Source organism: Aeromonas fluvialis, from assembly GCF_000819885.1.
GTDB classification, from domain to species: Bacteria; Pseudomonadota; Gammaproteobacteria; order Enterobacterales; family Aeromonadaceae; genus Aeromonas; species Aeromonas fluvialis.
In genome coordinates, this window is sequence record NZ_CDBO01000069.1 from 1 (window position 1) to 19492 (window position 19492).

The 19492-nt window shown below is 60.8% G+C and carries 20 protein-coding genes, 1 pseudogene and 1 riboswitch; of the genes and pseudogenes, 11 read left to right on the forward strand and 10 right to left on the reverse strand.

What is annotated here, in order from left to right:
• Positions 1-424 precede the first annotated feature (424 nt).
• On the forward strand, positions 425-916 hold the full coding sequence (locus BN1125_RS15235) for an RNA recognition motif domain-containing protein (RefSeq protein WP_042013284.1): 492 nt from the start codon (positions 425-427) through the stop codon (positions 914-916).
• Positions 917-923: 7 nt separating this feature from the next.
• On the opposite strand, the gene murI is transcribed toward BN1125_RS15235, so the two are convergent.
• From murI to BN1125_RS15250, 3 genes are all read right to left on the reverse strand, one after another.
• The gene (murI, locus tag BN1125_RS15240) at positions 924-1727 is read right to left on the reverse strand and encodes a glutamate racemase (RefSeq protein WP_042013378.1); all 804 of its coding nucleotides are present in this window, start codon (positions 1725-1727) and stop codon (positions 924-926) included.
• Between the two features lie 115 nt (positions 1728-1842).
• Positions 1843-3681: a TonB-dependent receptor domain-containing protein gene (locus tag BN1125_RS15245; RefSeq protein ID WP_042013285.1), complete on the reverse strand. Its 1839-nt coding sequence runs from the start codon at positions 3679-3681 to the stop codon at positions 1843-1845.
• 52 nt (positions 3682-3733) lie between these two features.
• A riboswitch (cobalamin riboswitch) is annotated at positions 3734-3911 on the reverse strand.
• 35 nt (positions 3912-3946) lie between these two features.
• Entirely contained in the window at positions 3947-4849 is a 903-nt protein-coding gene (locus tag BN1125_RS15250) for a LysR family transcriptional regulator (protein ID WP_042013286.1), read from the reverse strand.
• A 109-nt stretch (positions 4850-4958) separates the two neighbouring features.
• Between BN1125_RS15250 and BN1125_RS15255 the strand changes: the two genes are divergently transcribed.
• From BN1125_RS15255 to BN1125_RS15270, 4 genes are all read left to right on the forward strand, one after another.
• Positions 4959-5885 (forward strand): sodium-dependent bicarbonate transport family permease, encoded by a 927-nt coding sequence (locus tag BN1125_RS15255; protein ID WP_042013287.1) that lies wholly within the window; start codon positions 4959-4961, stop codon positions 5883-5885.
• Between the two features lie 4 nt (positions 5886-5889).
• Positions 5890-6192: a P-II family nitrogen regulator gene (locus BN1125_RS15260; protein ID WP_042013288.1), complete on the forward strand. Its 303-nt coding sequence runs from the start codon at positions 5890-5892 to the stop codon at positions 6190-6192.
• Between the two features lie 63 nt (positions 6193-6255).
• Positions 6256-6765, forward strand: a complete 510-nt coding sequence (gene purE / locus BN1125_RS15265) for a 5-(carboxyamino)imidazole ribonucleotide mutase (RefSeq protein WP_042013289.1) — start codon at positions 6256-6258, stop codon at positions 6763-6765.
• Entirely contained in the window at positions 6762-7886 is a 1125-nt protein-coding gene (locus BN1125_RS15270; RefSeq protein WP_042013290.1) for a 5-(carboxyamino)imidazole ribonucleotide synthase, read from the forward strand. The genes purE and BN1125_RS15270 overlap by 4 nt, the downstream gene beginning before the upstream one ends.
• A gap of 117 nt (positions 7887-8003) precedes the next feature.
• Here the strand turns inward: BN1125_RS15270 and BN1125_RS15275 are convergent, their stop codons facing one another.
• From BN1125_RS15275 to fabV, 3 genes are all read right to left on the reverse strand, one after another.
• Positions 8004-9188, reverse strand: coding sequence for a BaiN/RdsA family NAD(P)/FAD-dependent oxidoreductase (locus tag BN1125_RS15275; protein WP_084202327.1), 1185 nt, complete (start codon positions 9186-9188; stop codon positions 8004-8006).
• A 149-nt stretch (positions 9189-9337) separates the two neighbouring features.
• Complete coding sequence (gene ftnA / locus BN1125_RS15280) at positions 9338-9862, reverse strand: non-heme ferritin (RefSeq protein WP_005339225.1); 525 nt, start codon at positions 9860-9862, stop codon at positions 9338-9340.
• Between the two features lie 92 nt (positions 9863-9954).
• The gene (gene fabV, locus BN1125_RS15285) at positions 9955-11142 is read right to left on the reverse strand and encodes an enoyl-ACP reductase FabV (protein ID WP_042013292.1); all 1188 of its coding nucleotides are present in this window, start codon (positions 11140-11142) and stop codon (positions 9955-9957) included.
• A gap of 492 nt (positions 11143-11634) precedes the next feature.
• Here fabV and BN1125_RS15290 point away from each other — a divergent pair, with 492 nt between their 5' ends.
• Complete coding sequence (locus BN1125_RS15290) at positions 11635-12072, forward strand: universal stress protein (RefSeq protein WP_042013294.1); 438 nt, start codon at positions 11635-11637, stop codon at positions 12070-12072.
• Between the two features lie 191 nt (positions 12073-12263).
• Positions 12264-12674, forward strand: a pseudogene (locus BN1125_RS15295) (tryptophan--tRNA ligase); the annotation flags it as partial.
• A gap of 107 nt (positions 12675-12781) precedes the next feature.
• Here BN1125_RS15295 and BN1125_RS15300 read toward each other — a convergent pair.
• Positions 12782-13741 (reverse strand): LysR family transcriptional regulator, encoded by a 960-nt coding sequence (locus tag BN1125_RS15300; RefSeq protein ID WP_005339232.1) that lies wholly within the window; start codon positions 13739-13741, stop codon positions 12782-12784.
• Positions 13742-13832: 91 nt separating this feature from the next.
• Between BN1125_RS15300 and BN1125_RS15305 the strand changes: the two genes are divergently transcribed.
• Both BN1125_RS15305 and BN1125_RS19155 read left to right on the forward strand, forming a co-directional pair.
• Complete coding sequence (locus tag BN1125_RS15305; protein ID WP_042013296.1) at positions 13833-14732, forward strand: DMT family transporter; 900 nt, start codon at positions 13833-13835, stop codon at positions 14730-14732.
• Complete coding sequence (locus BN1125_RS19155) at positions 14717-14878, forward strand: hypothetical protein (RefSeq protein WP_111808873.1); 162 nt, start codon at positions 14717-14719, stop codon at positions 14876-14878. Before BN1125_RS15305 ends, BN1125_RS19155 begins: the two co-directional genes overlap by 16 nt.
• A 123-nt stretch (positions 14879-15001) precedes the next feature.
• Here BN1125_RS19155 and BN1125_RS15310 read toward each other — a convergent pair whose 3' ends face one another.
• Positions 15002-15460 (reverse strand): DUF6314 family protein, encoded by a 459-nt coding sequence (locus BN1125_RS15310; protein WP_042013298.1) that lies wholly within the window; start codon positions 15458-15460, stop codon positions 15002-15004.
• Positions 15461-15503: 43 nt separating this feature from the next.
• Here BN1125_RS15310 and BN1125_RS15315 point away from each other — a divergent pair, with 43 nt between their 5' ends.
• Positions 15504-16358 carry a carboxylate/amino acid/amine transporter gene (locus BN1125_RS15315; RefSeq protein ID WP_042013300.1) on the forward strand — a complete coding sequence of 285 codons (855 nt, stop codon included), beginning with the start codon at positions 15504-15506 and terminating at the stop codon, positions 16356-16358.
• Between the two features lie 6 nt (positions 16359-16364).
• On the opposite strand, the gene BN1125_RS15320 is transcribed toward BN1125_RS15315, so the two are convergent.
• Positions 16365-17228, reverse strand: coding sequence for a GGDEF domain-containing protein (locus BN1125_RS15320; protein ID WP_042013301.1), 864 nt, complete (start codon positions 17226-17228; stop codon positions 16365-16367).
• Positions 17229-17298: 70 nt separating this feature from the next.
• Entirely contained in the window at positions 17299-18012 is a 714-nt protein-coding gene (locus tag BN1125_RS15325) for a 3-deoxy-D-manno-octulosonic acid kinase (RefSeq protein ID WP_042013302.1), read from the reverse strand.
• 209 nt (positions 18013-18221) lie between these two features.
• Here BN1125_RS15325 and BN1125_RS15330 point away from each other — a divergent pair, with 209 nt between their 5' ends.
• Positions 18222-19298, forward strand: a complete 1077-nt coding sequence (locus BN1125_RS15330) for a glycosyltransferase family 9 protein (protein WP_084202329.1) — start codon at positions 18222-18224, stop codon at positions 19296-19298.
• Positions 19299-19492 lie beyond the last annotated feature (194 nt).

The window sequence follows — 19492 nt, forward strand, 5'->3', positions numbered from 1 at the left end:
GAGGTGGCGTATAATACGCTCCTCACTTCGAGAGTCAAGCGATTGTTTTCGCTTTTCTTTCGGCGCCCACCTCATCAGGAGGCTGGCTCATCAGTTCGGCGTGTTCCGCCGTGCTGGTAGGGGCGCATTATAGGGAGCCGCGCCGGGATGACAATACTTTTTTTGAAGAAAATCACGAAAACTTCAAATCATTCAATTAGAAACAGCTTATTCAGTGTATATATACAATGTTATCCACAATCCAGTTGTATCACTCTCTTTTTAGCGTCATTTATCTGGCCTTTAGTGGCCTTGGGAATGCCATACTGGAGCCGATAACCTCTCCCGAGTGGCCCATGGTAGCGCTAATCAGGAAAGCTGGTTACCATGGAGGTGAATATAGTGTTGCACCTTTTTTGCTTTCATTTACAAAAGGTCTTTTAAGATGAATTTATCCAAGTTTCCCGTATATATGCAGGCCGCAATCCTTGCTTTGGTATTGGCAGTGGTTGGCTACCTGGTTGCCCAGGCCCTGCAGCTCTCTTTGAAAGCGGAAGTGATTTTTGCAGTAGGTCTGGCCATCGGCGGTTTCGTGGTACCGCTGCTCCTGAAGCGAACCCCGGCGACGGTCGCCGAGTCGATCGCCAATCAGGAGACCTGCACCTTATATGTAGGCAACCTGCCCTATCGCGCCAACGAGATTGCCGTGCGCGAGTTGTTTGCCGAACAGGGCCAGGTCATTTCCGTGCGATTGATGAAGGACAAGGCAACTGGCAAACGCAGAGGCTTCGGTTTCGTGGAGATGCCAGCCGCCGATGCCGCCAAGGCAATTGCGGCTTTGAATGATAAAGAGTATCAGCAGCGCACCCTCAAGGTGCGTGAAGCGAATGACAAGCGCGATAAAGAGGAAAGGGAAGGTAGCGAAGCGGAGGCCTAACCGCTCGTCAGTACCTTACCTCTTCCAGTGATGAGAGCCCCCATGCTTGCAAGGGGGCTCTCAGTTTTTGGGCCTCCCCATCCAGCCGGGTACAGTAAGCCCGAGCAATCACCTCATCAGCCTGAACAGGCAGCGCGGCGACATGCCCTCCATTGGCCAGCAACCAGCTCACCCGTTTGGCGACAGCGCTGCCCGAGTCGATGAGCCGGCATTGTGGCATCAGCTGGCCAATCTCTTCATTAAGTAGCGGGAAGTGGGTGCAGCCGAGCACCAGCGTATCCGGCTGTACTTCCCCCTCAAGCCAGTCGGCCAGCACTTCACGCAACAGCGCCATGTTGACCGGCAAGCCAGCGAGTTTGTGTTCTGCTTCTATTACCAGCTCTGTGGTCCCCTTGAGCAGCACCCACTTGCCGGGAGCAAACTGGGCGATCAGTTCGTGGGTATAGTCGCGACTCACCGTGCCCGGTGTAGCCAGCAGACCGATGCAGCCGTTGCGAGTCTGTGCGGCGGCGGGCTTGATGGCTGGCACAACCCCCACCACGGGAATATCCAGTGCCTCACGCAGGGCCGGCAGTGCGATGGTGCTGGCCGTGTTGCAGGCAATCACCACCAGATCAATATGATGACGGGCCACCATGGTGGTCACCAGTAGGGAGCAGGCAGTAATCAGGGCGGGCTCGCTCAATTCGCCATAAGGGAAGTTGGCATTGTCGAAGCAGTAAAAATAGTTGTGTGCCGGCAGAGCACGGCGGATCTCGCGGTAGATGGTCAGGCCACCCATACCGGAATCAAACACGAGAATATTGGCCACTTGAGCCCCCCTTTGGTGCAAGGCGGCGATCATACTCCCGCCTGCCGCCAATAGAAAAGGCCCTGACAATGGCAGGGCCTCGCTTTTTCTCTTCTATATAGAGCAGCGCTGGCGATCAGAGACGGTAATCCGCCGTCAACTTGAACTCGGTACCCGCCGATGCATAGCCATAGGCCGGGGCATAGTCACGATCAAACAGGTTGTCGATGCGGCCACCCAGAGTGAGCTGAGGCGTTACCCCATAGCTGGCCCCCAGATTGACCAGGGTGTAGGAACCCAGTTCCACCCGCTCTGCAGGGAAGTTGCTGAAGTTCTTGTCATCCCGCTTGCCCACATAGAGCAGCTCGGTGGAGAGATCGACCGGGCCCAGCTGCACCTGGGTCAGCCAGCTGGCTTTCTGCTTGGCGCGGCGCAGCAGTTGCTGATCTCCATCGTTCTTGTCTTCGGCCCGGGTGTAATCGAAGCTCAGGTCATGATGGAGCGGACCGGTTTCCAGACCCAGCGCCACTTCCACGCCACGGATCTCGGCATCCGTGTTGTCCGGCTTGCAGGTGGAGAACGCACTCTGACAGGCAATCAGGTTCTTGATCTTGTTGCGATAGAGGTTAAGCGACCAGTCCCAATCGGTATAACGACCCGCAAAGCCCAGCTCCAGGTTCTTGCTCTCTTCCGGCTTCAGATCCGGATTCTCATAACCGGGATAGTAGAGGTCAAGGAAGGTCGGCGCCTTGAAGCCGGTGCCATAACTCAGCCGTACATTGTGGTTGTCATCTATGTCCAGCCCGCTGGCGGCAGACCAGGTGTTGTGACGGCCATACTGCTTGTTGTCATCGGTACGGCCAGAAAGCTCCCACAGCAGGGCCTGCCAGCGGTAGCTACCCACCGCAAACAGACCTGTGCTGTCTCGGTCGGGGGCATTGAACGTCTGACCAGAGCTGCGCGAGTCGGATTTCAACTGCTCCTGCTGCCAGTCGGCACCACCGGTCAGGTTGAGCCCCTCGACGCCGCTCCAGCTGTTGATCCAGGAGAAGCGGGTCAAGCCGGTGTGGATCGGCTGGGCGCTGGATTCCCCCTTGCTCTCCAGCCAGCTCTTCAGCTTGTTCTCGCCATAGCTGGCCTCAAGCCGGCTGGTCAGCGTCTCGCTCTGGAACTTGAGACCGCCATCATACTGGAAGGCCTGTACCCGGCTCTGGTCAGCCGACTGATAGGCATCATCCATCTCGGTCTGGTTGTCATAACCCTGGGTGTTGAAGTCCGCACTCCAGGCATCATTGAACGCATGATTCAGCCCGAACTGGCCGTTCAGACTGTCGAAGCCATCCCGATCCGGCTGCTGGGCATTGGCCACCACATCGAAACCATCGGTACGCTCGTAGCCGATCATCATATTCATGTCGGTCTGCTGACCCAGGGCCTGCACGGTACGCATCTGACCCTGACCGTAACCATTGCTGCCCACGCCACCCCTCAGATGAGTCTCGTTGCCATTCTTGGCGGAAGTTTTGGTGATGAGGTTGATGACGCCACCGATAGCATCTGCGCCATAGACAGCAGCCCGCGGGCCACGGATGTACTCGATGCGCTCTATGTTGCCAAGCGGAGTTTGGCTGAGGTCTGGCGTGCCGGCCACCATGGCGGCAATGGGGCGTCCATTCATCAGCACCAGCGAATGGTTGGAGTTGGTACCGCGGATGAACAGGCTGCTCATGTGCCCTCGCCCACCTAGCGTGGTGATCTGCACACCTGGCAACGTCTTCAACAGCGCGGGCAGGCTCTGCACCTGACGGGATTCGATCTCGGCGCGATCGAGCACCACAACGGGTGCCAGTACCGAGCTGATGGGTTGTTCCACCCGATTAGCGGTGATCACCAGGGTAGGATTGACGGGAATGGTCAACTGCTGGGCAAACGCCGCCGTCGGCAACAGGGCAGCCGCCAGAAATTTCTTCGACATGAGAGATCCTTAAGTTCGCGTAAGCATCTACTTCGTGGCCGGTTTCTCTCGGCCCGAAATACGAACTTTGGCAGGTCTTCGGGCTGGGGGGCTGATGGCCTACAGCGACGGCTTCCCACCCGATGGCAGTGCCCTGATGTCGCTTCGTTCCCCCTTACCGCTGCGCGCCAGCTCCGGATTTTCACCGGATTCCCTATTAAGCATGATGCGCCAAAGCGGAAGGATTATAGGCAGAGCCAAGCTGGATGTATAGCCATCCAGATTTCTATTTGTTGCCAACCAGCGCCGCCAGCCGCTGCTGGGCACCCTCCATCACCGCCTGTACCCCGGGATGGGAGAGATGGCGCCCCGCCGAGACCAGATAGTACGAGAGGGTAACATCGGTCAGAGTCGCGATCCGCTCCACCCCGTAGAGGCGGCCAATCTCGTCAGCCATTGCCAGCGGTGCCGGGAAGATCCCCATCCCCGCCTTGCCGAACGACTTCATCAGGGTGGAGTCATCAAACTGCCCCACCAGATGGGGATGAATGCCCTGCTGGCGATACCACTCCAGCAGCCGATCGTGGGTAGCCGACTTCTCTCCGGGGATCAGCAAAGGCAACCCCTCCAGCGAGGCGGGAAAGCCGTCCCGCGCCCGCACCGCCAGCTCCGGGCTGGCAAAGAGCGCCAGCGGGCTGCGCCCCAGATCGTGGTTGTAGCCGCGCACGCCGCTGTCGGGAGGGAGCGGGCGATCGATCAGCACCATGTCGAGCTTGTGGCGGGCCAGCTCGCTGAACAGCTGCTCGGCCCGCTCCTCGTGACACACCAACCGCAGCGGAGTCGCCAGCGCCATGGCGGGGGCCAGCAGCTCGAACGCCAGGGTGCGGGGTACCGAATCGGCGATCCCCACCTGCATGGTCAGCTCCTGACTGGCGTGACGCAGAGTGTGCTCCAGCTCAGCGCCGAGCGAGAAAATCGCCCCCGCCTGCTCCTGCGCCTGCCGCCCAGCGGCGGTCAGCACCAGACGCCGCCCCACCCGGTTGAATAGCGCCACACCTAGGGACTGCTCCAGCTCTGCAACCTGACCGCTGATGGTCTGCGGCGTGAGATGCAGCTGTTCGGCGGCCTGCGTCACACTGCCGCTACGCGCCACATGCCAGAAGTAGTAGAGCTGTTTGTAGTTGAGCATGCCGTTCCTTATCAGTTTTAACCGAACAATTATCAGCGAGAATCTGATTTTATCGAAACATTGCGGGCTCTAGCATGCAACCATTATCTGAACAGCCCTGCGAACCATCATGCTGGACGTCGTTGTACTCTTCTTTCTGTTTGGTCTGCTGGCCGGTCTGGTGCGCTCCGAGCTTAAATTGCCGCCCGCCCTCTACGACACCCTCTCCCTCTTTTTGCTGCTGGCCATCGGCCTCAAGGGCGGCGTTGGGCTGGCCCAGCAATCCTTGCTACCCCTGCTGCCACAGCTGGCACTGGTGATCCTGCTCGGCGTGGTGCAGACCCTGCTCGGCTTTGCCGTGCTGCGCCTCAAGATGAACCGGGTCGATGCCGCCGCCACTGCCGCCCACTACGGCTCGGTCAGCGTCGCCACCTTCGCAGTCGGGGTAAACTGGCTCACCGAACGGGGCATCAGCTTCGAGTCCCAGCTCTCCATCTTCCTGGCGGTGATGGAGATCCCGGCCATTCTGGTGGGCATAGTGCTGGCCCGCGGCGTCAGCCGCGAAACCCACTGGCGCATGCTGGCCCACGAGACCTTCCTCGGCAAAGGGGTCACCCTGCTCATTGGCGGCATGGCCATCGGCTATCTGGCTGGGCCGAACGGGATTGCCCCGCTCAAGCCGCTGTTTGTCGACCTGTTCAAGGGAGCGCTGGCGCTGTTCCTGCTGGAGATGGGTCTCATCGTCGCCCGCCAGTGTCAGGACTTGCGCAAGCATGGCTTCTTCCTGCTCGGCTTTGCCCTCTTGATGCCGCTCGCTTCAGCGGGACTGGGGCTAGCAGTTGGCCAGCTGATGGGGCTCTCCCTCGGTGGCCTGACCCTGCTGGCCACTCTGACAGCCAGCGCCTCCTATATTGCCGTGCCAGCCACCATGCGCATCGCCGTGCCCCAGGCCAATCCGGGGTTGTCCCTCAGCGCCGTGCTGGGGATCACCTTCCCGTTCAACATCATGCTGGGGATCCCGCTCTATCACAGCTGGGCCCGCCACTTCACGGAGTAGCCACATGCAGACCGAGACCCGCACCCTGCTCACCGTCATCACCGAAGCAAATCTGGAGCCCACCTTGCTGCGCACCCTCACCCGCGAGGGGCTGCGCGGCTACACCATCACAGATGCCCGCGGTCGTGGCGATCATGGTGAGCGCAACGCCAGCTGGAGCGAGAGCGGCAACATCCGGCTGGAGGCGATCTGCAGCCGCGAACAGGCTGAACGGCTGCTGGCCCACCTGCAGAGTCGCTACTACCCCGACTACGCCATGATCGCCTTTCTGCAACCGGTCGACATCGTGCGACCCGAGAAATTCTGAGCCGGCTTGCCGGCTCTTTTTGCCCACCAAAAGCAAACGTTTAACAGCAAGGAACCAGAAAAGATGAACACCCCTCCCCTGATCGGCCTGGTAATGGGCTCCGACTCCGACTGGCACGTGCTGCAGGCTGCCGCCCGCATCCTCAAGGAGCACGGCGTGCCCTACGAAGCGCAGGTGGTCTCGGCCCATCGCACCCCGGACCTGCTGTTCGAGTATGCCGCCACTGCCCGCGAACGCGGCCTGCGCGCCATCATCGCCGGAGCCGGTGGCGCAGCCCACCTGCCGGGCATGGTCGCCGCCAAGACCACGCTGCCGGTGCTGGGGGTACCCATCCCCTCCCGCCATCTCAAGGGGATGGACTCCCTGCTTTCCATCGTGCAGATGCCCAAGGGGGTGCCGGTTGCCACCTTCGCCATCGGTGAAGCTGGGGCTGCCAACGCCGCCCTGTTCGCGGTCTCCCTGCTCTCCGTTGCCCGGGATGACGACGCCCCCCGCTACCGGCAGCAGCTCAACGACTTCCGCACCCGTGAGCGCGACCGGGTGCTGGCGCTGCAACTGGAGGAGCCGGCATGATAGCGCCCCCCGCTACCCTCGGCATGCTGGGGGGCGGCCAGCTTGGCCGCTACTTCGTGATGGCCGCCCACCGCCTCGGCTACAAGGTGGTGGTACTGGATCCCGATCCCGCCAGCATCGCCGGGGCCGCCGCCGATCACCATATTGTCGCCCCCTATGACGACACCGCCGCCCTGCACGATCTGACCAGCCGCTGCGCCGCTATCAGCTGCGAGTTCGAGAACGTGCCCGCCGCCACCCTCGCGCTGCTGGAGCAGCGCCAGCCGGTGCGCCCGGCCGCCAGCGCGGTGCGCATCTGTCAGGATCGCCGCGAGGAGAAAGCCTTTCTGCGCGGAGCCAACATCCCGGTAGCCCCCTCTCTGGCACTGCAGGCGGGGGAACCGATCCCCGCACAGGCCAGCGAGCTCTTCCCCGCCATTCTCAAGACTGCCCGCGAAGGGTACGACGGTAAGGGGCAGTGGCCGGTGAGCAATCTGGATGAGCTGGCGAGCGCGCTAACCGGCTGTGGCGTACCTTGCGTGCTGGAGAAACGGCTGGCACTGGAGGGGGAGTTTGCCCTGACCCTGGCCCGCAGTCCGAGTGGCGCCATCAGCGCCCTGCCGCTGGTGCAGAACTGGCACTGCGGCGGCATTCTCGATCAGACTCGCTCCCCGGCCAATGTGCCGGTGCTGGAGCGCGAAGCCAACGCAATTGCCGAGCGGCTGATCGCTGCCCTCGATTACATCGGGGTGCTGACGGTGGAGTTCTTTCTGGTGGAAGGGCATCTGCTGGTCAACGAGCTGGCCCCCCGCCCCCACAACTCGGGCCACCCCAGTCTCGACAATGCCGCATGCAGCCAGTTCGAGTTGCAGGTACGGGCCCTGTGCGATCTACCGCTGCCGGAGCAGATCGCCGTGCGCCCCGCCCTGTTAATCAACCTGCTGGGGGATCTCTGGCAGAACGGCACCCCCGACTGGGCCGCCCTGCTGGCGTTGCCCGGCCTGCATCTGCACCTCTACGGCAAGAGCGAACCCCGCCCCGGCCGCAAGATGGGCCATATCACGGTAACCGGTGACGACTGGCCAACGGTGGAGGAGACCTGCCGTCAGGCCCGCCAGCTGCTGGGGCTAGCACCGCGCTGATCGACCATCTGATATACAAAGACCCGGGCTTGGTCCGGGTCTTTGTTATTGCTTGCTGTGGCAAAGCGGCTTATCAGGCCACCGCTACTGGCGCCGGATAAACCAGCCCCGGTGACATCAACAGAACTGTCCGGCCACCCAGCCGGAGGACCAGGCCCACTGGAAGTTGTAGCCACCGAGCCAGCCTGTCACGTCCACCACCTCGCCGATGAAATAGAGTCCGGGCACCTTGCGCGCCTCCATGGTCTTGGAGGAGAGCTCGTTGGTATCGACGCCACCCAGGGTCACTTCGGCGGTGCGATATCCCTCGGTGCCGTTGGGCAGGATCTGCCAGTCCACCAGCAGATCGGCAATCGCCTCCAGCTCACGCTCGTTGTACTGGCGCATCGGCTTGCTGACCAGCAGACACAGCTCCATCAGCTTGTCGACAAAGCGCTTGGGCAGCTCGCGCCCCAGCACGGTTTTCAGCTCCTGGGCGGGGTGCGCCAGTGCCCACTCCCGCAGGGCGGCCGGAATATCCAGCTCCGGCAGCAAATTGATGTGGATCTTCTCACCGGCGTGCCAGTAGGAGGAGATCTGCAGGATGACGGGGCCGGAGAGGCCACGGTGGGTGAACAGCATCGCCTCCTTGAAGCTGGTGCCATCCTCGGCGGTCACCGCTACCGGCAGGCTGATGCCCGCCAGATCGGCAAACGCCTCTTTCTCTGCCTGATGGAGGGTAAAGGGCACCAGACCGGCGCGGGTCGGCAGCACCTTGAGGCCGAACTGCTCCGCCAGCTTGAAGCCGTAGGGGGTCGCCCCCAGCTTGGGCATGGAGAGACCGCCAGTCGCCACCACCAGCGAGTGACAGCCGATCTCACCCTTGCTGGTGGTCAGCACGAAGCCCTCGTCCTGTTTGCTGACGCTGAGAATTTCGGTCTGGAACTGCAGGGTCACACCGGCCCAGTCGCACTCGGTGAGCAGCACATCGACGATATCCTTGGCGCTCTCGAGGCAGAACAGCTGCCCCAAAGTGCGCTCGTGATAGTTGACCCCGTGACGGTCCACCAGATCGATGAAATCCTGCTGGGTGTAGCGGGCCAGCGCCGACTTGCTGAAGTGAGGGTTGGCGCAGAGGTAGGCGTGGGCGCCCGCCTGATGGTTGGTGAAGTTGCAGCGGCCACCGCCACTGATGAGGATCTTGCGGCCCGGCTTCTTGGCGTTGTCGAGCACCAGCACGGAGCGGCCACGGTAGCCCGCCTGCGCCGCACACATCAATCCGGCCGCACCGGCCCCAATCACCACCACATCGACCTGCTTCATCATCACTCACTTATCAAAATAGAAACGGCACGGGGCCAGAACCGTGATTGCCTCTGGCTGACATAACAACGGTGACTGCACACCAGAATAAACAACGGCCCTTAAAAGGGCCGTTATTGTACTGACTGAACACTAAGTGTCCACGACTATCAGGCGTTGCTGTCCATGATGCTGGCAGGTGCGCCCTTGGCCAGTTCGGCCAGCTCTTTGTCGATGAAGTAGAGGCCCTTGCCATCTTCACCCACCAGACCGAGACGGTCGACGATGCTCTTGAACAGCTTCTCCTCTTCGTGCTGCTCGGCCACATACCACTGCAGGAAGTTGAAGGTGGAGTAGTCCTGAGTAGTGAAGGCCACGTGGGCCAGCCCATTGATGCACTTGGTGATGTGGTACTCGTGCTCCAGGGTGGTACGGAATACGTCGCCCAGCGACTTGAACTCGTGGGGAGGGGCATCGATGGCACCCAGCTTGGGCATGGCGCCGGTCTCGCTCACGTAGGTGAACAGGCGCTCCATGTGCTGGCGTTCCTCAACCGCGTGCTGGCGCAGGAAGGTCGCCGCCCCTTCAAAGCCCTTATCCTCGCACCAGGCGCTCATCTGCAGATAGAGATTGGAGGAGTAGAACTCCAGGTTAATCTGCTCGTTCAACTTTTCGATCATGGCTTGGGCCAGCATCTTGTTTCTCCTCAGTGATGTGGTATCGATTGTCGCCACACTCCGGCTGCGAATCAACCCATCAACGAGAGGGAGATCCCGTTTCTTTCCGCTCAGGGGGTCAGCTCGCCAAGTGAGGCGACATCCACCGGCGCAGCATAATCGACACCCGGCAGCTCGAAGCCGTTGAGCTGCATGAAATCCTGGCGCAGCCCGGCAAAATCCCCCAGCCCGTGGAAATTGTCCGGTGTCACCTTGGGCCAGAGCGCCGAAACGGCGGCCTGAATGGCCGGGTCGAGCTCATGGTCATCCATCCGGATCAGCCGGTTGCCATCGGCTACCACCCCATTGGGCCCATACATCTTGGCAGCGAACAGTCGCTGCATCTGCTCGATACAGCCCTCATGGACGCCGCGCGCCTTCATCACCCCCATCAGCAGGCCCAGATAAACCGGCAACACCGGAATATAGGCGCTCGCCTTGGTCACCAGCGCCTTGCAGACCGATACCCAGGCGTGACCACCAATCTCGGCCAGCTGCAGGTTGATGGTCTCGGCGGTGGCGTGCAGATGCTCCTTGGCATAACCGATGGTGCCATCCCGATAGAGGGGATAGGTGGATTCGGGGCCGATGTAGGAGTAGGCAACCGTTTGCGCGCCGGGAGCGAGACAACCGGCCTGCTGCAACGCCTGCATCCAGAGCTGCCAATCCTCGCCGCCCATCACGGTGACGGTATCGCGGATCTCCTCCGGCGTGGCAGGTGCCAGCGACTGCTGCACCAAGGTATCGCGTTCCAGATCCAACCCCCAACCGCTGAACGGCTGGCCGGTGGTCTTGAGCACCGAGCGCACCTGCGTGCCGTCGGGCAGCACCCGGATGCCGCTCGCGAGCGAATAGATCACCAGATCCACCTGCCCCAGCTGCTGGCGGATGGTATCGATGGCCTGCTGGCGCATCCCGCCGGAGAAAGCATCCCCGATCAGGTTGATGGCGATGCGCCCCTCTTGCTCCGCAGCCTCACGAAACCAGATGTTGTTGTACCAGCCGGCGCTACCGATCCCCTTGTCGGAGGGGCCGCGCTCGAAGGAGATGCCGATGGTGTCAGCACCAGCACCAAAGGCGAGCGCAATACGTGACGCCAGTCCAAAACCGGAGGAGGCCCCCAGCACCAGCACCCGTTTGGGCCCGTTGAACGGGCCAGCGGCCTTGATCCGTTCGATCTGCTGCTGCACGGCGGCACGACAGCCGATGGGGTGACAGTTGCGGGCAACACAACCCTGAATCTCTGGACGAATGATCATGAATAAATCTCCACTACATCGAAGCGATATGAAGGACGACCGTTGCTGGCAACACCACACCTGAATTCGCGGGTGATCATGAGAAGGCCGCCAAATAAACTGGATACAGCATAACCAAGTCGAGGGAGATTAACTTGATACCGGACCCTATCTTTAAGAAAAGCAGCAAGAAAGGCGGCAAGAAATGAGGCAGAAAAACAAAAGGGAGCACGTGGCTCCCCAAAGCGGTATTCAGATGCTTTTTGTTGTTTTGTGTTCATTGCGAAGCACGGGCCCATCCTATGCCTCTCCCCTTTCATGGGCAAGCCAGGGGGTGTGACCGGCTTCAAACTCCTGTTCAATTTATAGGCAAACAATGATCAATAACTGAGTGACCCATCCTGCGGCACACAAAATTAAACTCATTTAAATCCCGAAACTGTGCCTGAGACACCATTTTAGTTTCAGCGGAGATTGGTATAGTGGAGTGAAGGATCGGTAAGGAGAACCCCCATGAGTGGAACAACCTATTACAAGCATATTCTGGCCGCGATCGACCTCTCTGAAGATAACCGCAAGGTGATCGACAAGGCGGTGGACAGAGCCCGCTCCAACGGCGCCAAGCTGTCGGTGATCCATGTCGATGTGGACCTCAAGGATCTCTACACCGAGATGATCGATATCGATATCGACAACGTGCAGGATCAGGTGATCGCCGAAGCGAAAGAGAAGCTGGAGACATTTCTGGCCTCGGTGGACTATCCCATCGAGAAGAAGCTGGTGATCTGCGGCGATCTGAGCGAGCGGGTCAATCAGGCGGTCAAGGAGTACCAGATCGACCTGCTGGTGTGCGGCCATCGCCAGAGCTTCTGGAGCCTGCTCACCTCGAGCGCCCGTCAGCTGATGAATACGGTGCCGTGCGATCTGCTGGTCGTCCCCTTGCAGAAGTGATGAAACCGGCGTAGTTTGATTTGCTATGAACATGACCGCATTCAATCACAACTACTGGTGGTACTGCTGCTAAACAGGCGGCACCGCGTTTCTATTGTAAATTTCCCAAAGAAAACACCGTGACCGCCGAGAGGCGGTCAACTGTTTTATCCCTTTGTCGCCTCCCGGCTCACCCAACTGGAGAGAGTGACATGCACAACCCCGTTATCCTGACTGGCGATCGTCCCACCGGCAAACTGCACATCGGCCACTATGTCGGTTCCCTGCGCCAGCGCGTCGACGCCCAGCACCACTACCGTCAATTCGTGATGATCGCCGACCTGCAGGCGCTGACCGACAACGGCCACAATCCGGCCAAGGTGACCGATAACGTGCTGGAGGTGATGGCCGACTATCTGGCGGTCGGCCTCGACCCGGCCAAAACCACCTTCTGCCTGCAAAGCGCCCTGCCCGCCCTCGCCGAACTCACCTGCTACTACCTCAATCTGGTCAGCGTCGCGCGGCTGGAGCGCAACCCCACCGTCAAGGCGGAGATCCTGCAGAAAGGGTTCGAGCGCACGCTGCCGGCCGGTTTTCTGGTCTATCCGGTCAGTCAGGCCGCCATCGCCGACAAGAAGATGCTGCTGGAACTGCTCTATCAGGGCACCGAGCAGGCCCGCATCATCACCGATGAGGTATTGGCGGAGGTGAAAGGCGCCATGGGACTCGACTACTTCGCCAGCATCCGCTGAGCGGGAGTACCGAGCGCATCGTCGCCGTAGAGGTCGAACACCAGCTGGTGCAGCAGGCTCTTGAACCAGCCGATCGCCTCGTCATGGGCGGTCAGCGGGTGGCCCGCCATCAGGTAGACGATCGGGATGGCGGGGTCGAGCTGGTGCATCCGCAGCGGGTAGTAGCGGCAGAAGTGGCGCCCGATCATCTCGGGCACCACCACCAGATAGCGGCCGGTCGCCATCAGCGGCGGCACCGCCATAAAGCTCGGTAACCTGACCCCCAGCTCCCGCTCCACCCCGAAGCGAGCCAGCCAGAGCTCCACCATCGCCTGGCTGTGACCCCAGCTGGAGGTGTGGATGTGGGGACGGCTCACCAGCTCGACCGGAGTCAGCACATCGGGCAATTCGCTGCCGAGCGGCGACAGGCAGACCAGCGGGTTGTTGAACCACTCCTCCCGCCACAAGCGAGGTGAGAGATGATTCGCCCCGGCGAAACCGATCACCAGATCCAGCTCCCCCTTCTCCAGCTCCCGCTCGTAGTTGCTGTCGGCCAGCTCGCACACCTCAAGCCGACAGTGAGGGGCCTGCCGATGGAGCCGCTCCACCAGCACCGGCACCAACCCATGCTCCACCGAGCCTGGGGTGGCTATACGGAAAATCCGCCGTGCGGTAGCGGGATCAAACCCCTTGGCCTGCCGCAACCCCTGCTCCAGCATCGCCAGCGCCTGGCGAACCGGCCCGGCCAGCGCCTTGGCCCGCTCGGTCGGCATCATCTCGCGCCGACTCATCACGAACAGCGGATCATCTAGCGCCACTCGCAGCCGCCCCAACGCGTGACTGACGGTGGATTGGGAGAGATGCAGCCGTTCGGCGGCACGGGTGACGTTGCGCTCCTGCATCAGCATGTCGAATACGGCGAGCAGGTTGAGGTCGAGGCGGGCGAGTGAGCTATCCATCGATATTAGCCATAGTTAAATGCCAACAATTCATTTTTACCATAGTAACAGATTGCCTAGAATGCGCAGGCTTAATACATCGGAGATTCAAATGCGTAGCTATCTGTTATTGCTGGCCATTGGCCTGCTGTGGGGTTCCCAGTTCATTTTCATGCACCAGGCCGTTGCCGAGTTGCCCCCCATTCTGGTGGCTGCCGGTCGTGCCTTGTGCGGCAGTCTAACCCTGGGTCTGCTCTGCCTGTTTATGCGACTCAAGAGTGAGCACACCCCGTGGCGCACCTACATGCTGATCGCCCTGCTGGATGCCACCATCCCCTTCATCATGGTCGCCTGGGGCCAGCAGTACGTGGATAGCGCCATCGCCGCCGTGGTCATGGGTTGCATCCCGTTTGTAACCATTCTGGCTGCACCGCTGTTTATTTCTGGTGAAAAAATCACCAAAACTGGCCTGCTTTCCGTGATCATCGGCTTTGCCGGTGTACTCACCCTGTTCTGGCCGAAACTATCCCAGGGCATGAACGCCGGTCTGCTCGGTGCCATGGCCATCCTGCTGGGAGCCAGCTGTTTCGCCATCGGCCTGCTGATGATCAAGCGCTTCGCCAAGGACCATCCGGTCGTGGTTGCCCGCAATATCCTGATATCCTCGGCCACCCAGTTGCTGCTGGTCGCCCCCTTCATGGTTGATCTCAGCAGCCTGACCCTGCCGAGCAGCCAGGCCCTGAGCGCGCTTACCGTGCTGGGTACCCTCTGTACCGGTCTGGTCTACTTCCTCTATATGGCGCTGATCCAGAAGGCTGGCCCGACGTTCGCCTCCTTCAGCAACTATCTGGTGCCGCTGTTCGGCGTGATGCTGGGTGCCCTGTTCCTCGGCGAGCAGATCCACCCAACCACCGGTGTTGCTCTGGCCCTGATCCTCGGCTCGGTCGCCATGAACCAGTGGGCGCAACAGCGTCGCACGCAGCGCGAGGTCTCCCTATGTCAGGCATCCTGACCACACTGTGCGGTGGTCTGGTACTGATTGCCGGCTGGCAGTATCGCCAGCGGCTGGCCGGGATCATGGGCCTGCTGATGGTACTGCTGCCCTGGTTCTTCGATAGCAAGCTGCAAGCCATGCTGAGCTACGCCCTGAATGCCTGAAGTCCATCTCTGAATGTGTGACGAGAGTCTATCTCTCCTGTTTTGGGACTGTTTTAAAAAACCTCCGATTTGTCCCCCGCTACCGGCGCTCTGCGCCGGTTTTTTTATGCCTGCCAGCCGGCGTCAGACCAGATAGCGATAGCTGAGTCGCTCATTCTTACGCGGCCCGGTAATCAGCCAGCTCAGCAGAAAACCATCGTCGCTCTCGGTCAGCTCGGCACTGTAGTGATCCGCCCCGCATAGATGGGGTTCAGCGGTGAGCCAGCGACCATCTCCTTGCGCCAGCAGCTCGAACAGCAATACCGGCTGTTCGTAGCGCAGATGGGAGAGGCGGATCCCCTGCTCGCCGCGCTGCCACCAGAAACGGTTGTGCATGGCGAGTTCCCTTCCGTGAGGCGTGGTGTAGCGGCCCAGTTCGCTAAACAGCCAGCCACCATGATGATCGGTCACCAGCACATGCCCCTCGCCCCGGCCATTCCAGTCGGTCGCCGACCCCTCGCCATTGCTGGCGGTAAAACTAAATGCTCCGACCTGTGGCAATCGCGCCCATAAACGCTGGATTGCCGCTTCCATCTCGGCCATCATAGCCCCCTTCAAAATTGACAACTGACGATAAATCAAACACATGAACTACTTGATAGGGGTTACCCTGCTCTGGTCATTCTCCTTCAGCCTGATCGGGGTCTATCTCGCCGGTCAGGTGGATGCCTACTTCTCGGTGCTGACCCGCGTCGCCCTCGCCAGTCTGGTGTTTCTCCCCTTCCTGCGCCGCCGCTGGCTGCGCCCCGATCTGGTGGCCAAGCTGATGGCCCTCGGCGCCATCCAGCTCGGCATCATGTATCTCTTCTACTACCACTCCTTCCTGCTGCTGACGGTGCCGGAAGTGCTGGTCTTTACCATCTTCACCCCCATCTACGTCACCCTGCTCCACGACCTGCTGGAAGGGCGCTTCAAGCCCACCTATCTGTGGGGTGCCCTGCTGGCGGTGCTCGGGGCTGCCGTCATCCGCTTCGACGGCCTGACCGAAAGCTATGTGCTGGGATTTCTGGTGGTGCAGGGGGCCAACCTCTGTTTCGCGCTGGGTCAGGTGGGCTACAAGGTACTGCTGGCACGGGAAGCGGAGCAACCGCCGCAACTGGCGGTGTTCGGCTGCTTCTATCTCGGGGCGCTGGTGATTGCACTGCCCGCCTGGTGGCTGCTGGGCAAGCCGCAATATCCGACGTCAGGGTTGCAGTGGGGCATTTTGTGCTGGCTGGGGGTGGGTGCCTCCGGCCTCGGCTACTTCCTGTGGAACAAGGGGGCAACGCTGGTCACCAGCGGGGTGCTGGCCATCATGAACAATGCGCTCATTCCGGCCGGCCTGCTGGTCAATCTGCTGCTCTGGGGCAAGGATACCGATCTGACCCGGCTGACCATCGGTGGCCTGCTGATGCTGGCCTCACTCTGGGTCTGCCAGCGTGACAAGCGGGACCAGCCCTGACCCCTCTCAGCCGACGACGGTGTTGTGCTCCCGTCTGGCCTGACCGTGACAGCTGGCCAGCCGGGCCAGCAGATGATCGAGCTGCTCGCCAGTCTGACTCTGCACCAACCCGATACTGACAGTGACCGGCCGCTGTGGCAGCAGGCTGGCATCGGCAATTTCGAGGCGCAGCCGCTCGGCGATCTCCAGCGCACTCATCCGCTCGGTCTGGGAGAGCATCAGGATAAAACCGTCCTCATCCCAGCGCGCGAAGGGATCTTCCCGTCTCAGCTCGTGGCGCACGATACGCGCCAACTTGGCCAGCATGGCATCGTAAGCCGCTTCGCCAAACAGCAGCTGGATTTTGGCCATGTGATCGACCGAGAACTGCAACAGGCTGAAACTGCCGCTCTCGGTCGCCAGCCGCTCTTCAAGCAGTTGTTCGAAGCGGCCACGGCTCTCCAAGCCGGTCAGCGGATCGGTGCCATGCCGTTCTTCCACCAGCACGGCGACAGGATCGAGGTGACGGACGACCCCCAGCAGATGACCCCGTTCATCGCGGCGCATCCGCTCTTCCAGCCGGATGTAGTGGCCATGATGATGAAGAATGCGGTATTCGAGGCGCAGCCCACTGCTGCAGCCACTCTGGCAGGCGAGCAGGGCATCTTCCAGCCGGGAGACATCGTCGGGATGAACCCGATCCAGCCAGCCGAGATCATCCGACCAGTGCTCGCCCAACCCGAGCAGGCGCAGGCAGGAGGGATCACGCTGTAATCCATGTTGGGCTGACCAGCTCCAGATCCCCGCCTCCAGCAGAGTCATGGCATCAGACAGCAGACCCGGATCAAGCCGGGCAGTCACATCGACCGAAGGTGTCTTGAGCATTTCCATAGGGCGCCTCGAAACAGGATCTGAATGCCTGCTCAATAAGTAACATTGGCGTTCACGCCGAGCAACAGGGTCAGATCGCTTTTCTCTGATACCCGTTCATCAAGGTCTGCCAGTTCTCCGGTACGAAGTGGAAACTAGTATGCATTTGAGACTCCTTATTAAATGAACGGAGCAAGCGTTCCAGATTGGCCTTCTGCCATTCGCCGGGGGAGCGGATCGCCCCCTTGTCAAAATCGATCACCCACACCTTGCCCTCTTTATCGAGCAGCAGGTTGTGGCTGTTGAGATCGGCGTGATAGACCCCGACATCGTGCAGCTGACGCACCGTCTGACCGATCTTGTGCCACACCTCGGTCGCCACCGGCCCCTGCTTTAGCAGCGCCACCATATCCTTGGCACCGCGAATTCGCTCGATCAGGATATCGGCGCGATAGAAAGGGCCCTGTTTGACCATGCGGGCTCCAAACGGACTCGGCACCGGCAGCCCCAGCTCACAAAGCTTGGCCAGCAAGGTGTATTCGGCCATGGCGCGGCTCGACTCGACCCCTTCGAACCAGAAGCGATCCCGCACCACCTTGCCCACCATGCCGCCGCGATAGTAGTGGCGCAGCACCAGATGGCGGGATTCATCCTTGACGAACCAGGTCACCCCCCGCCCGATGGCGGTACCCACCACCTGACGGTTGTTCTGCCACCAGGCAGGATCGAATAACTGGGGAGAGGGGTCGCGAAAGGCCCCTTCGGCGTACCAGCAGATCTGGTTGTGTTCGGTCTGTACTCGCATTGTGGAGATCCCGCTCGGTGGGTCATGGATCGCAATTTTTCAATTAGCGATGAGGCTGCCGCGCTGGCATGCCCGCAATAGTGTCTTTTATCAGCGACTTACAGAAATTGGTCATGGCACTTGGCCTGGCCGATCCTGGCTGATGATTGTGCGCAATTTTACAATCCAGAGGGGAGTTTGCATAATGCCATCCACCCTTTTTGCCAGCCGTGCGCCACATCATGCCGCTATTTCAAACGCCCCCCTCCTCCATCTGCATCCTGCGGCTCTCCGCCATCGGGGATTGCTGCCACGCACTGGCGCTGGTGCGCGTTATCCAGCGGGAGTGGCCACAGACCCGCATCACTTGGATTACCGGCAAAATCGAGGCCACCCTGTTTGCCGATCTGCCCGGGGTCGAGGTGATCCCCTTCGACAAGAGCAAGGGGTGGCGCGGCTACCGCGATCTCTGGCAGACCCTCAAGGGCCGCAAATTCGATGCCCTGCTCCACCTGCAGGCGGCGATGCGGGCCAGCATTGCCACCCTCGGCATCCGGGCAAACATCAAACTCGGTTTCGACAAGGAGCGGGCCAACGACGGTCAGTGGCTGTTCACCAACCACAAGGTGCCATCTCCCGCCTCCCCCCATGTGCTGGACGGTTTCCTCGCCTTCGCCAAAGAGCTCGGCATCAGGGATCTGACCCCGGACTGGCAACTGCCCATCAGCGCCGAACATCAGACGTGGGCAAAGGAGAAGATTGGCGGCAAACCGACCCTGCTGATCTGCGCCGCCGCCAGCAAGGCGTTCAAGAACTGGACTGCCGCAGGCTATGCTGCGCTGGCAGATCACGCCGCCAGCAAGGGCTTTCAGGTCTATCTCTGTGGCGGACCGGCCAAACTGGAACGGGATCTGGCCGCCGAGATCCAGCAGCTGAGCCAGAGTAAACCGGCCGACCTGGTGGGACAGACCAACCTCAAACAACTGCTGGCGCTGATTGGCGAAGCGAGTCTGGTGCTGGCCCCCGATACCGGCCCCACTCACATGGCGACCCTGGTCGGTACGCCGGTGATCGGCCTCTATGCCCACCACAATCCTGCACGTACCGGCCCCTATCTGTGCCGCGACTATGTGGTCAGCGTCTATCAGGATCTGGTCGAGCAGGAGACCGGCAAGCCGCTGGCCGAACTGAGCTGGCGCACCCGCCTCAAGGACCCGGAGGCCATGCGCAAGATCACCCGCGAGCAGGTGATCGCCGCCTTTGACCGGCTCTGCGCCGATCACCAGTTGCCGCATTCACCACTCTGACAGTGGTAACTCGGGAATTTCGAGCCATCAGGCAGGGATAACCTGATAGCCTCTGCCCTCAGCCAAAGGCACAATGCAGGCTGATGTGGGTTACGCTCCCGCAGCAAGCTACGAATACTTTGATCGGCTGGAATATGATTCCGGCCGTTTTTTTATTCGCCGCATTCTGGTAAAATTCGCCGCCTTTACATCCT